Raw genomic sequence first — 12,162 nt, 5'->3', positions numbered from 1 at the left:
CAGTTCAGCCGGGCCCGGACGACCCGACACGCCGACCAGAATCAGCGGAAGGGGCACGGGTGCCCCTTCCGTCCAAATCCTTCGGCGCGTCGGGTCGCGGTGGCGTGGTGGCCGGTGGGGCGCTACTCGGCGGCCAGCGCCTCCGTCGGGGTGGCGTTGGCGGCCCGACGGCCGGGCAGCACGGAGGCGAGGGCGGCGGCGGCCACGCACACCCCGATCAGCACCAGCGTGAGCGGCACGTCGATGCCGAGGTGGAGGTCGATGGACACCGACTCCGACATCATCAGGAACGCCGACGAGACGCCCAGCCACCCGAAGAACACCCCGGCGATGATGCCGATGGCCGTGCCCAGGACAGCCAGCAGGAGGGCTTCTGCCAACAGCATCAGCCGCAGACCGGCCCGCTGCATCCCCAACGCACGCAGCAGGGCGGACTCCCGCTGCCGCTCGATCACGGACAGGCCCAGCGTGTTGGAGACACCGACGAGGGCGATCAGGACCGCCACCCCGAGCAGTGCCGTGAGCACCAGCAGGAGGACGTCGAGGACCTGCTCCAGGATGCCCGCGATCACGGCGCCGCCGCCGGTCTCCATCTGGTAGCCGCCGGCCTCGATGGCCTTGGTCACCTCGTTGAGGGCGGTGGCGGAGGTCCGGTCGGTCAGCTTCACCCAGATCTCGGTGGTGACGGCATCGCCCGACAAGCGTTCGAAGGTGGCCTGCGAGACCTCGGGCCCCTCGGGCGGGATCCCCTCCGCCTTGCGCACCTTGAGCGTGACGGGCCCGTCTACGCCCTCGACGGTGACCTCCGAGGCATCGGTGGCGCCGACGTACATCAGGATCTCGTCGTCGGCCACGGCCGTGTCCTGTGGGAGCCCGAGTTCCGCGCGGGCCGGGTTGGTGCTGCGCACCCTGACCGGCCAGTCGATCTCCGCGGGCTTGCTCTGCACGGTGACCACGCTCTGGGCACCCTCGGCGGCCCGGACGTCGTCGACGAACTCCTCGGAGAGTGCGACGTCGGTGGCCGCCGTGATGTCGACGGGGAACTCCTCGTCGATGACCGCCATGCCGGAGGTGCGGACGCTGGCCAGACCCACCTGCAGGGTCACCACCAGCCCCACCGCCAGCATCAGGGCGACGGTGGTGGCGGCGGCGCGCTTCGGGTTCCGGGCGGCGTTCTCCGCGGCCAGCCGCACCGTCGGCCCGGCGAACCCGAACACCCGGCCAAGCCCGCGCAGGATGGGCGCGACGTACACCGGCGCCGCGGCCAGGACGGCGATGGAGATCAGGAAGCCGGCACCCATCGCCCACACCAGCGAGTACTCCGTGTTGCTGCGGCTGACCGCCACGAGCGCGATGCCGCCGGCGGCCAGCAGGGCGCACAGCACCACCCGCACGGCGCTGGCCCGCTTGGCCTCGGCTGCGGTGGGCACGGTCTGCAGCGCCTCCAGCGGCTTGACGCGGGTGGCGGCGAGGGTCGGCCCGATCGCGGAGACGAGGGTGGCGAGCACACCCACGGCCACCGCCACTCCCAGTTCGAGCGGCTGCACCACCAGCCCCCAGAAGATGGAGCCGGTGATGCTGCCGGCGATCGCGGCCACCCCGAGCCCCACGCCGACGCCGATCAGGGAACCGATGATCCCGAGCAGGAAGGCCTCGGCCACGAGCCGGCCGCGCACCTGCCCCGTCGATGCCCCGACGGCGCGGAGCAGGCCCACTTGGCGACGCCGCTGCGTCAGCAGGATGGTGAAGGTGTTGGAGATGATGATCATCCCCACCAGCAGCGCGACGCCCGCGAAGGCGTACAAGAGGTACTTGAAGATGTCGACGTCGCCGGTCATTTCGTTGACCGCCTGCTGCCGCGCCTCGGCGCCGGTCAGCACGTCGGCCGCCTCACCACCGGGCTGCGCGGGCAGCGCCTCCTCGATGGCGGGGATGACGTCTGCGACGTCGGCACCGTCGGCGGTGCGGACCACGAAGATGTTGGCCCAGCCGCCGCTGCCCATGAGCTCGCTCGTCTCGGCGTAGGCCGTGGTGGAGAACAGGGACCGGGCGTCCTTCGTGCTGCCCACGACCGTGAGCGCGGGACCGTCGGTGCTGCCGAGGTGGACGCTGTCGCCAACCGCGACGCCGAGCTTGTCGAGCCCGTCGGTGGACAGCACCACCTCGGTGGTGCCGGTGGGCCAGCGCCCCTCGGCGAGCTCCGCCCAGCGGAACTCCTCGCCGGGGACGTCGAGGAGGTTGACCATGACGGTGGCGTCGCCCGCGCTGAGCATGGTCCTGTTGGTCATTCCGGTGGCCGCGGCGCTGACGCCGTCGACCCCTTCGATGGCCTCGATCACGGCGGCCGCGTCGTCGTACTGGCCGAGCACGACGACGTCGGCTCGGCTCATCGGCAGCGCGTTGGAGCGTCCGATGGCCTCGGACTCGGTGTTGACGACGGTGGAGATGGCGGCGATGAAGCCCACGCTGATGGCGATGGCCAGGAGCGTCGCGATGAAGCGCGTCGGGTGCAGCCGGATCTCGTTGATGGCATCCCTGAGCATGCGCGTCACCCGAGCTTTCCGAGGATGTCCAGCATGCGGTCCGCGGTGGGCTCGGCCACGTCGTCGACGATGCTGCCGTCGAGCAGGACCAGGGCGCGGTCCGCGTAGGCGGCGGCCTTCGGGTCGTGGGTGACCATGATGATGGTCTGGTCCTGCTCCCGGGAGGCTCGGCTCAGGTACTCGAGCAGGGCCGTGCCGGTGCGGGAGTCGAGGGCGCCGGTGGGCTCGTCGGCGAAGATCACCTCGGGGCGGGTGACCAGGGCGCGGGCGATGGCGACGCGCTGCTGCTGGCCGCCGGAGAGCTGGCTGGGGCGGTGCGTGAGGCGGTCGGCGAGCCCCAGGGAGGTCGTGATGCCCTCGAAGTGCTGCCGGTCCACCTTGCGGCCGGCCAACTCCAGCGGCAGGACGATGTTCTGCGCGGCCGTGAGGGTGGGCAGCAGGTTGAACGACTGGAACACGAAGCCAACCTTGTCCCGGCGGACCCGGGTGACCTTCTTCTCCGGCAGGGTCGAGAGGTTGTCGAGGCCGATGAACGCGTCCCCGCTGGTGGCCCGGTCCAGCCCGGCCATGCAGTGCATGAGGGTGGACTTGCCGGACCCCGACGGCCCCATGATGGCGGTGAAGGATCCCGGACGGATGCTGACCGAGACGTCGTTGACGGCGACGACGGGGCGGTCACTGTTCGGTGCGTAGACCTTGGTGAGGTTTCGGGTGCCGCAGGCTGCGGGCGGGGCGCTGGTCACAGTCATCAGGAGCCTTTCTGGAGGGACAGCTCGACCCTATTGACCGCCTCGCCGCCGCGAATCGGCCTGCGGCCGCTGACCGGAGGCTCCTCGCTAAGACCCTGGGCGGACCCGCCCCTGACCGTGGCCCTGCGCGCCGCCCGCCTCCTAGAACCCCAGCTCGCGCAGCGTGGCCCGGATCACCTGGGCGGAGTCGTGGAGGGCCCCCAGTTCCCCGTCCTGCAGGGGCTGACGCAGGCTGCGACCCGCACCCTGCCGGTCGACGACGGTGGGTACCGCCATGCAGACGTCCTTGATGCCGTACCAGTCGTCCAGCAGCGCGGAGACCGGCATCACCCGGTGTTCGTTGCGCAGGACGGCCTCGATGATCTCGGTACCGGCCAGGCCGATGGCGTAGTTGGTGGCCCCCTTGCCCGCGATCACCTCGTAGGCGGCGTTGACCACGTCGTCGGCGATTGCATCGCGCACCGACTCCCCCAGCAGGCCCGTCATGCGCTCCCAGTCCAGCAGCGGCACGCCACCGATGGTGGCGCTGCTCCAGATGGGGATCTGCGAGTCGCCGTGCTCGCCGAGGATGTAGGCGTGCACGTTGCGGACCGCGACGCCGCAGGCGTGCGCCACCAGGTAGCGCAGCCGCGACGAGTCGAGCACGGTGCCGGAGCCGAACACCTGGTTCGGCGGCAGGCCGCTGATCTTCAGCGCGGCGTGCGTCACCACGTCGACGGGGTTGGTGACCATCAGGAAGATGGCCTCCGGCGAGCGCTCCACCAGCGGCGGGATCACCTTCTTCATCAGGTTCACCGTCGAGTGCGCCAGGTCCATCCGGGTCTCCCCCGGCTTCTGCTTGGCCCCCGCCGTGACCACGACGATGTCGGAGTCACGCGTGATCTCGACGTCGTCGGAGCCCTCGACGGTGGCCTGCGGGAAGAACTGGCTGCCATGCGCCATGTCCAGGGCCTCGGCGCGGACCTTCTTCGCGTTGATGTCGTGCAGCACCACGTAGCGGGCGACGCCCTTGATCAGCGCGGCATAGGCCAGCGACGAGCCGACGCCGCCGGCTCCGATGACCGAGACCTTGGGGACTCTGGCGGCGGTGGGCACGTCAGGCCTGTCCGCCGAAGAGTTCGGTGACCGAACCGTCGTTGAAGACCGCGTTGATGGCCTTGGCGATCAGCGGGGCGATGGACAACACGGTGAGGTTGTTGATCGGGTCGCACGTGATGGGCAGCGTGTTGGTGACGATCACCTCGGCGATGCCCGAGTCGTTCAGGCGCTGGGCCGCGGGCCCGGACAGCACCGGGTGGGTGGCCGCGACGATGACCTTGGAGGCACCTCGCTCCTGCAGCGCGGACGCGGCCTGGGCGATGGTTCCGGCGGTGTCGATCATGTCGTCGACCAGCAGGCAGATCTTGCCCTTCACGTCGCCGACCACCTCGTGCACCTCGACGGTGTTGGCCTTGTTCGGGTCGCGGCGCTTGTGCACGATGGCCAGCGGCGCTCCGAGCACGTCGGACCACATGTCGGCGTGGCGGACGCGGCCGGCGTCCGGGGAGACGACGCACATCTGGGTGGCGTCGTAGTTCTCCTTGACGTAGTCGCTGAGGACCGGGAGCCCCCACAGGTGGTCAACGGGGCCGTCGAAGAAGCCCTGGATCTGGGCGGCGTGCAGGTCCACCGACATGATGCGGTCCGCGCCGGCTGCTTTGAACAGGTCAGCGATCAGGCGGGCGGAGATGGGCTCACGGCCGAGGTGCTTCTTGTCCTGGCGAGCATACGGGTAGAACGGCGCCACCACGGTGATGCGCTTGGCGGAGGCCCGCTTCAGCGCGTCGACCATGATCAGCTGCTCCATGATCCACTCGTTGACCGGCGCGGCGTGGGACTGGATGACGAAGGCGTCGCAGCCCCGGACGGACTCCTCGAACCGGACGTAGATCTCCGAGTTGGCGTAGGCGAGGGCCCGGGTGGGCACCAGTTCCTCTCCCATCAGGTTCGCCACTTCCTCGGCGAGTTCGGGATAGGCACGGCCCGAGAACAACATGATGTGCTTGTTGTTCGCGGTGTGGTGGACTTGGTGGGTCATGGGTGCGGGTCAGCCCTTCTGCTTCGCTCGGGATTCTTCGACGGCGGGATGGATCTTCCCGTCGTGAGACTTGGCGGCCTCGTCGGCCTTCGAACCGGGACGTCGCTTGCCGACCCAGCCCTCCGCGACGTGCTGGTGGCCGCGGGCCACGGCGAGCCCGCCGGCAGGCACGTCCTCGGTGACCGTGGACCCGGCGGCGACGAAGCCCCCGGGTGCGATGTCGACCGGGGCGACCAGCACAGAGTTCGACCCGACGAAGGCCGCATCGCCGACGTGGGTGGTGGACTTGTTGACGCCGTCGTAGTTGGCGAAGATCGTGCCGGCGCCGATGTTGACGTCGTCCCCGATCACCGCGTCGCCCGCGTAGGACAGGTGCGGCACCTTGGAGCCGTCCCCGATGATCGCGTTCTTGGTCTCGACGAAGGCCCCGATCTTGCCCTTGGTCCCCAGCTGGGTGCCGGGGCGCAGGTAGCTGAACGGGCCGACGACGGCCCGCTCCCCGATGATGGCGAAGGACCCATGGGAGCGGATCACCTCAGCGCCGGCGCCGACCTCCACGTCCATCAGCGTGGTGTCGGGGCCGATGACTGCGTCCTCCCCGATTGTGGTGGCACCCTGCAGGATGGTTCCGGGCATGAGCACGACGTCGGGCGCGAGGTCCACGTCGACGTCGATCCAGGTGGAGCCCGGGTCCACGATGGTGACGCCCGCGAGCATCCACGCGTCGAGGATCCGACGGTTCATCTCGGCGTTCAGGCGGGCGAGCTGGACCCTGTCGTTGACGCCCTCGGTCTGCCAGACGTCGTCGGTGACGTAGCTGCCGATGCGGTCGCCGCGCTGGTTGGCGAAGCGGACCACGTCGGTCAGGTTGTGCTCCCCGGCGGCGTTGTCGGTGTCCAACTGCGCCAGACCGGCGCGCAGCAGTTCGGCCTCGAAGACGTAGATGCCGGAGTTGATCTCCTTGATGGCCCGCTGGTCCTCGGTGGCGTCGGCCTGCTCGACGATCCCCACCACCTTGTCACCCTCGCGGATGATGCGGCCGTAGCCGGTGGGCTCGTCGACGTGGGCGGTCAGCAGCGTGACGCCGAAGTTGTGGGCCCGGTGGATCGCCACGAGCTTGCGCAGGGTGGTGCCGGTGAGCATCGGGACGTCACCGTAGGTGACCACCACCTCGCCCGAGATCTCACCCAGGGCGCCGAGCCCGGCGGCGACGGCGTGGCCGGTGCCGAGCTGTTCGTCCTGGATGGCGGTACTGACGGTGGTGGAGAGCGTCTCGAGGTGTTCGGCCACCTGGTCACGGAGGTGACCCACCACGACGACGAGGCGTTCCGGGTCCAGCGCGGCTGCGGCGGAGACGGCGTAGCTCAGCATCGTCTTCCCGGACACCTCGTGCAGGAGGGTGGCCTTCTTCGACTTCATCCGGGTGCCACCGCCTGCGGCGAGGACCACCACGGCGGAAACCGGGCTCAAGTCATCGGCGTGATCTGTCACATCGATTCTCCAATGCTGCTGGCAGGAGTATGCCCGGCGAGCCTACCAGCCGGGACTGGCCGAACGGGCCACGCCGACGAGTCACCGCCATCGACTTGCACCCCGACATGGGGCAGGCTGGTTCCATGAGCATGGACGCACAAGACGGCAACATCGACGGCCTCGAGGACCTGGATCCCGAGGAGGTGGCGGACGCCGAGCACCCGTACGGGGAGGTGACGGCCGAGGACCTGTCCACAGAGGAACTGGTCTTCGACGGCGTCGACGCGGCGGACCTGGTTGCGGACGGCTCCGCGCCGGTGGACGAGGTCCTGCGCCGCGAGGACGACCCGGCTGTCGAGGAGACGATCGAGGAGCGCCTCCAGCAGGAGGAGCCCGAGCGGGACGCGTAAGCGAGCAGCAACGGTCTCAGGCGTCGAGGTCCTGCTCGACGAGGGCGGCGATCTCGTCGACGGCGGCCTCGTTGTCGGACTCCACCACCACCTCCGCCCCCTTCTTCGCGCCGAGGGTCATGATCATCATGCTGGAGCCGGCGTCGACGCCCTTGCCGGGGTCCGCCGAGGCGAGGCGGATGGTGATGTCGTCGTCGTACTCCGCGGCTGCGGCTGCGATGAGCGCGGCTGGGCGGGCGTGCAGACCGACGGCGGAACCGACAACCACGTTCTTGCTTGCCATATCTTCATCTCTCCTTCTCATCATCCGCCGCGCCTGCGACGGTTGGACTTGTTCAGGCGCTAGCCAGCATGTCGAGCGCCACCTGCCGGGCGGCCTCCGCGGTGGTGGCTGCCAGTGCGGCCACCGCGGCGTCCTCGCACTGCGCGCGGGTGACCTGGCCCAGCTGGGCACCAACGGCGGAGATGGCGCCCCCAGCCATGGACAGTGACGTGATGCCCATCCCCACCAGGACGCAGGCCAGCAGCGGGTCCGCGGCCGCCTCTCCGCAGACCCCCACGGGCTTGCCGGCTCCGACACCGGCCTCGGCGGTGCGGGCCACGAGTTGCAGCACCGCGGGCTGCCAGGGGTTGGTGAGGTGGGCGAGGTCGGCGGCGAGGCGGTCGGCGGCCATCGTGTACTGCGTGAGATCGTTGGTGCCGATGGACATGAAGTCCACCTCGCGCAGGAACGCGTCGGCGAGCAGCGCCACCGAGGGGACCTCCACCATGATCCCGGCCTTCAGGCCACGGGCACGGGTCTCCTCGGCGAACCGGCGGGCCTCGTCGACCGTGGCGATCATCGGCGCCATCACCCACACCTCGGACTTGTCGCCCTCCTGGGAGTCTCGGGCCGCGGCGACGCCGTCGAGCTGGCGCGCGAGCAGGCCGTCGCGGGCGAACGATAGCCGCACGCCGCGGACTCCCAGCGCGGGGTTCTCCTCGTGCTCGTGGTTGACGAAGGGGACGGGCTTGTCGGAGCCCGCGTCGAGGGTGCGGATGACCACCTTCTTGCCGGGGAAGGCGTCGAGCACCTCCCGGTAGAGGGAGCCCTGCTCCTCGGCGGTCGGCTCGGTCTGGGCGGAGAGGAAGCCCAGTTCGGTGCGGAACAGGCCGACGCCCTCCGCCGCGGTGGGGGCAGCCTTCCGGGCGGCTGCGCCGTCGGCGACGTTGGCGAGCAACTGCACGCGCTCACCGGAGGCCAGCGCGGCGGGTCCGGTCCAGGCCTTGATGGCCTCGCGGCGCTCGACGTCCTTGGCCACCAGTTGGGCGGCCTCGTCGTCGGGCACGCCCCACCGGACGGTGCCCGAGGTGCCGTCCACGAGTACCGACGTGCCCTCTGCGACGGCGGCGTCCAGACCCGCGACGGCGACCACGCACGGGATGCCGAGCTGGCGGGCGATGATGGCGGTGTGGCTGGTGGGACCGCCCAGTTCCGTGACGAGGGCGACGGTGCGCTCCGGGTCCAGCCCTGCCGTGTCAGCCGGCGCGAGGTCGGCTGCCATCAGCACGAACGGCTCCCCCGGGTCCGGGATCCCCGGCTCGGGCAGGCCGAGCAGCTCCGCCGTGACGCGGTCGCGGATGTCCTTGAGGTCCGTGGTGCGCTCGGCCATCACGCCGCCCAACTGCTCGAACTGGGCCACGAAGGTCGCGATCGCCTCGCTCACCGCCTTCGGCGCGCGTGAACCGGCGGCCACCAGCTTCGACGCCGCCCGGGTCCAGCCGCGGTCACGGGCCAGCCCCGCCGTCGCCGTGAGCACCTCGTTGGCGGCACCCGTCGCAGTTGCCGCGCGGGCGTCGTAGCGGTCCGCGACGGTGGCCACCGCCACAAGGAGCTTCTCCTTCTCCGCATCCCGCTCCCCCTCTTCGACGACCCCCTCGTCCAGCGGCGGCAACTGCAGTTGCCGCAGCCAGGCCGCCGGTGCATGGGCGATGCCGGGCACCACGCCGGTGCCGGTCAGCTGGGAGTCGTTCATCGCCTGCCTCCTTGCGTTGCGGGGTCGTCAATGACCTCGGGATTCGTCGCGCGGTGGGTCGATAGTAACGACTCGGGCCTCTGCCCGTGTGGGAGTTCCAGAGTTACGGCACACGCTCCCCCGCCGTGTAGGTGGATGGCGCACTCAGCACCGGAGACGGAGCAGAGTGCGCCACTCAATCAAGGTGGCGCACTTGGCTGGCGCAGTTGGCATCGGAGACGGAGCAGAGTGCGCCAGCCAGCGTCGGACGGCTGCGCGTCGTGCCCAGCTCCCCGGGTAGGAGTCGAACCTACTGCGACACCGCTCCTAACGCTCAAACAAACACATCTGACTACGACGTTTGACTTCCTGACACGCCGTCGTGTGACATGGATGTTGCACGTATGTTGCACGAAAGGGCGTGGGGAATGATGGGGCGAAACAGCTTCGGGGCCTTGCGGAGGCTGCCGAGCGGCCGCTACCAGGCCAGCTACATCGGCCGCGACGGACGCCGCCACAGCGGCCCCACAACCTTCACCCACAAGGAGGACGCCTTCGCCTGGCTCGGACAGGAACGTCGCCTGATGGAGGACGGGTGGACCAGTCCCCAGGCACGCGCGGAGGCCGAAGAAGAGGCATTGGCGGCAGAGCAGGCCGCATTGGCCGGCCCAACGGTCTCCGAATGGCTGGAGCGCTGCATCAACGAGAGGCAAACACGGTCGAGGCGACCGCTCAAGACCACCACGGCCGACAACTACCGGACGCTCGCAAGGTTGACCATCCAAGGCACCGAGTTCGGGGACCTGCTCCTGACCGAGGTCACGCGCGACGACGTCTACAAGTGGCGATGGAGCGGCCCGCCGAGCACCAGAGCCACGCAGGGCGGCAAGGCCTACGAGCTGGTCGTCTCAGTGTTCAAGGACGCCGTGCTGGCTGGCCTGATCGACGCAACACCCTGCACGTTGAAGGGGGCGGGGTCACCGGAGCGGAAACGCGACCCCGAGGTCCTCACAGTGTCAGAGGCCCAGCAGTACCTCGGTTCCATCGACGTCCCATGGGCCCATGCGGCACTCACCCTCCAAGTGACCTGCGGGCTCCGCCTCGGCGAAGTACTTGCGCTCAGGGACAAGGACCTCGACCTCGATGCTCAGACGGTCACGATCGCAGGATCTCTGGCCCGCCTGGGAGAAACCGGACCCAGAACGCTGGCCATCCAGGATCCCAAGACGAAGGCCTCGCGTAGGACGCTCTCGCTGCTCCCCCACACCGTCGCGTCGCTCAAAACGTGGCGCAAGAGCCGCGGAAAGCTCAAGCCCGAGGATCTCCTCTTCCCGGCCGACGACGGCGGGCCTCTGAACCACGACGTCCTCCGCCGCATCCACAAGAAGGCCGCCAAGGCCATTGGTCGCGAGGACCTCCGGGATCACGACCTCAGATCCACGGCCGCCACCCTCGCCGCCAGCGCCGGCGCCACCGTCCGCGAGATCCAGAACATGCTCGGACACACAACACCCACGATGGCGCTGCGATACCAGAGAGCAACGGCGGAACGCGACGCCGAACGAGCGCGAAACATGTCCAAGGCGTGGCAGCAGAACACAACTACCTAGTCGTGCTTGCGGGTTGACTGGCTTCAGTCGTCGTAGATCGAGCTCCGATGGTCGGCATCGAGTGCAACGATGACCAACTCACCCCTGCGGATGTCGAGCAGCACACGGAAGTCACCCACGCGGAGCCGCCACAGTCCCGCGAGTGGCCCCGTGAGCGCTTTGCAACGCGTCTGGGGCTCCTGCAGTTCGGCCAACGCGTAGAGCTTGGTCAGGATACGGCGCGCGACTTGGCGGTCCAGCTTCCGGAGCGATCGCTCGCAGTCAGCATCGACCTGAACCCTCCATGCCATCAGTCGACGTGGCTCGCGTCAGCGCGCAGTTCTTCGGGGTCGAGTCCCAGACCACGGGCAACCTCATCGAGCGGCACCGTCTCACGTGCTCCAGCCCGGATTGCTTCAGCTCGTGCCGCCACGTCGTAGGCCCATTCGAGGTGTTCCAGGTGCTCTACGACCGCTTCGCGCACGTAGAACGCCACGGGGCGGCCCGTAGCCTCACTCAGGGCGTCGAGTCGATGCTTGACGTCTTCCGGGAGGCGAACGCTCAGCACTGGTGTAGACATGTAAACAATGATGCCTCGCGGGACCTGCCAAAACAAGGTCGACCGACTTTCTACCCCATCACCGCGATGGGGAAGATGGCCGCCGGTTACGCAACTGCTCGCGCCGCCAACGGTTCTGACTCTCCTGATGGGCTCGGGCATCAGTCGAAGATATGCGCGGCTCAACACTCGACTTTCGCTCACTTCTACCTCTCACCTGTTCGACCGCCAGGCGCGCCGTCCTGTCCTCTTCGAACACGCTTCCATTCTGCTCAGCGACCAGATCGGGTTGCGCTTGCTCCGTGGTGGTCCGGTTGCGGCCGTCGAGGCGCCTCACAAGCCGCCACCACAGTGCCGCTGCCGGGTGCTCCGCCGGAAGTGGGCCATCGGAGCAGGCCTCAGTTAACATCGTTGCGACGGGCAGACCGTCGGCGTGAAGGTCGGCGAGGCGGTGCCTGAGGGTGGTTACGAAGCCGTCGCCCTCCAGCTTGGGTTCGCGGGATGCGAGCAGCTCGGCTCCCACGACTGATGTCGGGTGTATGCGGGGTGTCCAGCCGATTCTGCCAGTCCCGTGTCACTCCATGTTGAGTTGGACCGGTTGGGCGTTGATCGGATGGGTCGACTCCGATGGCGGCGCGCCAGGTCTCGACGTCTGTGATCAGCTCCTTCGTGAGTTGCCGCCTTGGCGGGACCCATGGCGGTGTCCCGCCTGCTGGGATCTCATCGGCCAGTGCTCGGACGCTACGCATGATCTGGCCTGCGCGTCCG

At 69.1% G+C, this 12,162-nt stretch carries 11 protein-coding genes; 2 read left to right on the top strand and 9 right to left on the bottom strand.

The features are described from left to right. Positions 1–122: 122 nt before the first annotated feature. From ACYU7G_RS08675 to glmU, 5 genes are all read right to left on the bottom strand, one after another. Positions 123–2,543 carry an ABC transporter permease gene (locus tag ACYU7G_RS08675; protein WP_461106798.1) on the bottom strand — a complete coding sequence of 807 codons (2,421 nt, stop codon included), beginning with the start codon at positions 2,541–2,543 and terminating at the stop codon, positions 123–125. A gap of 5 nt (positions 2,544–2,548) precedes the next feature. Then, positions 2,549–3,292 carry an ABC transporter ATP-binding protein gene (locus ACYU7G_RS08670; protein ID WP_461106796.1) on the bottom strand — a complete coding sequence of 248 codons (744 nt, stop codon included), beginning with the start codon at positions 3,290–3,292 and terminating at the stop codon, positions 2,549–2,551. Between the two features lie 141 nt (positions 3,293–3,433). Then, positions 3,434–4,387, bottom strand: coding sequence for an L-lactate dehydrogenase (locus tag ACYU7G_RS08665; protein ID WP_461106794.1), 954 nt, complete (start codon positions 4,385–4,387; stop codon positions 3,434–3,436). A gap of 1 nt (position 4,388) precedes the next feature. Next, entirely contained in the window at positions 4,389–5,369 is a 981-nt protein-coding gene (locus tag ACYU7G_RS08660; protein WP_461106792.1) for a ribose-phosphate diphosphokinase, read from the bottom strand. A 9-nt stretch (positions 5,370–5,378) separates the two neighbouring features. Continuing rightward, positions 5,379–6,860 carry a bifunctional UDP-N-acetylglucosamine diphosphorylase/glucosamine-1-phosphate N-acetyltransferase GlmU gene (gene glmU / locus ACYU7G_RS08655; protein WP_461106789.1) on the bottom strand — a complete coding sequence of 494 codons (1,482 nt, stop codon included), beginning with the start codon at positions 6,858–6,860 and terminating at the stop codon, positions 5,379–5,381. Positions 6,861–6,985: 125 nt separating this feature from the next. Between glmU and ACYU7G_RS08650 the strand changes: the two genes are divergently transcribed. Then, the gene (locus ACYU7G_RS08650) at positions 6,986–7,252 is read left to right on the top strand and encodes a hypothetical protein (RefSeq protein ID WP_461106787.1); all 267 of its coding nucleotides are present in this window, start codon (positions 6,986–6,988) and stop codon (positions 7,250–7,252) included. 16 nt (positions 7,253–7,268) lie between these two features. Here ACYU7G_RS08650 and ACYU7G_RS08645 read toward each other — a convergent pair whose 3' ends face one another. Both ACYU7G_RS08645 and ptsP read right to left on the bottom strand, forming a co-directional pair. Beyond that, entirely contained in the window at positions 7,269–7,535 is a 267-nt protein-coding gene (locus tag ACYU7G_RS08645; RefSeq protein WP_461106785.1) for an HPr family phosphocarrier protein, read from the bottom strand. A 52-nt stretch (positions 7,536–7,587) separates the two neighbouring features. After that, entirely contained in the window at positions 7,588–9,267 is a 1,680-nt protein-coding gene (gene ptsP / locus ACYU7G_RS08640) for a phosphoenolpyruvate--protein phosphotransferase (RefSeq protein WP_461106783.1), read from the bottom strand. Between the two features lie 434 nt (positions 9,268–9,701). Between ptsP and ACYU7G_RS08635 the strand changes: the two genes are divergently transcribed. Further along, a complete protein-coding gene (locus ACYU7G_RS08635; RefSeq protein ID WP_461106781.1) occupies positions 9,702–10,856 on the top strand; it encodes a site-specific integrase in 1,155 nt (384 codons plus the stop codon). A gap of 23 nt (positions 10,857–10,879) precedes the next feature. On the opposite strand, the gene ACYU7G_RS08630 is transcribed toward ACYU7G_RS08635, so the two are convergent. Beyond that, the gene (locus ACYU7G_RS08630) at positions 10,880–11,146 is read right to left on the bottom strand and encodes a type II toxin-antitoxin system RelE family toxin (RefSeq protein ID WP_461106779.1); all 267 of its coding nucleotides are present in this window, start codon (positions 11,144–11,146) and stop codon (positions 10,880–10,882) included. Continuing rightward, positions 11,146–11,415 (bottom strand): type II toxin-antitoxin system RelB family antitoxin, encoded by a 270-nt coding sequence (relB, locus tag ACYU7G_RS08625; protein WP_461106777.1) that lies wholly within the window; start codon positions 11,413–11,415, stop codon positions 11,146–11,148. Before relB ends, ACYU7G_RS08630 begins: the two co-directional genes overlap by 1 nt. Positions 11,416–12,162: the final 747 nt, after the last annotated feature.

This window comes from Tessaracoccus terricola, assembly GCF_054776555.1.
This window is presented reverse-complemented; position numbering and strand designations above follow the sequence as displayed.

Excerpts from the sequence above, each read along its gene's own strand:
- ACYU7G_RS08675 (WP_461106798.1), bottom strand. The coding sequence starts at position 2,543 with ATGCTCAGGGATGCCATCAACGAGATCCGGCTGCACCCGACGCGCTTC.
- ACYU7G_RS08670 (WP_461106796.1), bottom strand. The coding sequence starts at position 3,292 with ATGACTGTGACCAGCGCCCCGCCCGCAGCCTGCGGCACCCGAAACCTC.
- ACYU7G_RS08660 (WP_461106792.1), bottom strand. The coding sequence starts at position 5,369 with ATGACCCACCAAGTCCACCACACCGCGAACAACAAGCACATCATGTTG.
- ACYU7G_RS08650 (WP_461106787.1), top strand. The coding sequence starts at position 6,986 with ATGAGCATGGACGCACAAGACGGCAACATCGACGGCCTCGAGGACCTG.
- ACYU7G_RS08645 (WP_461106785.1), bottom strand. The coding sequence starts at position 7,535 with ATGGCAAGCAAGAACGTGGTTGTCGGTTCCGCCGTCGGTCTGCACGCC.
- ptsP (WP_461106783.1), bottom strand. The coding sequence starts at position 9,267 with ATGAACGACTCCCAGCTGACCGGCACCGGCGTGGTGCCCGGCATCGCC.
- ACYU7G_RS08630 (WP_461106779.1), bottom strand. The coding sequence starts at position 11,146 with ATGGCATGGAGGGTTCAGGTCGATGCTGACTGCGAGCGATCGCTCCGG.
- relB (WP_461106777.1), bottom strand. The coding sequence starts at position 11,415 with ATGTCTACACCAGTGCTGAGCGTTCGCCTCCCGGAAGACGTCAAGCAT.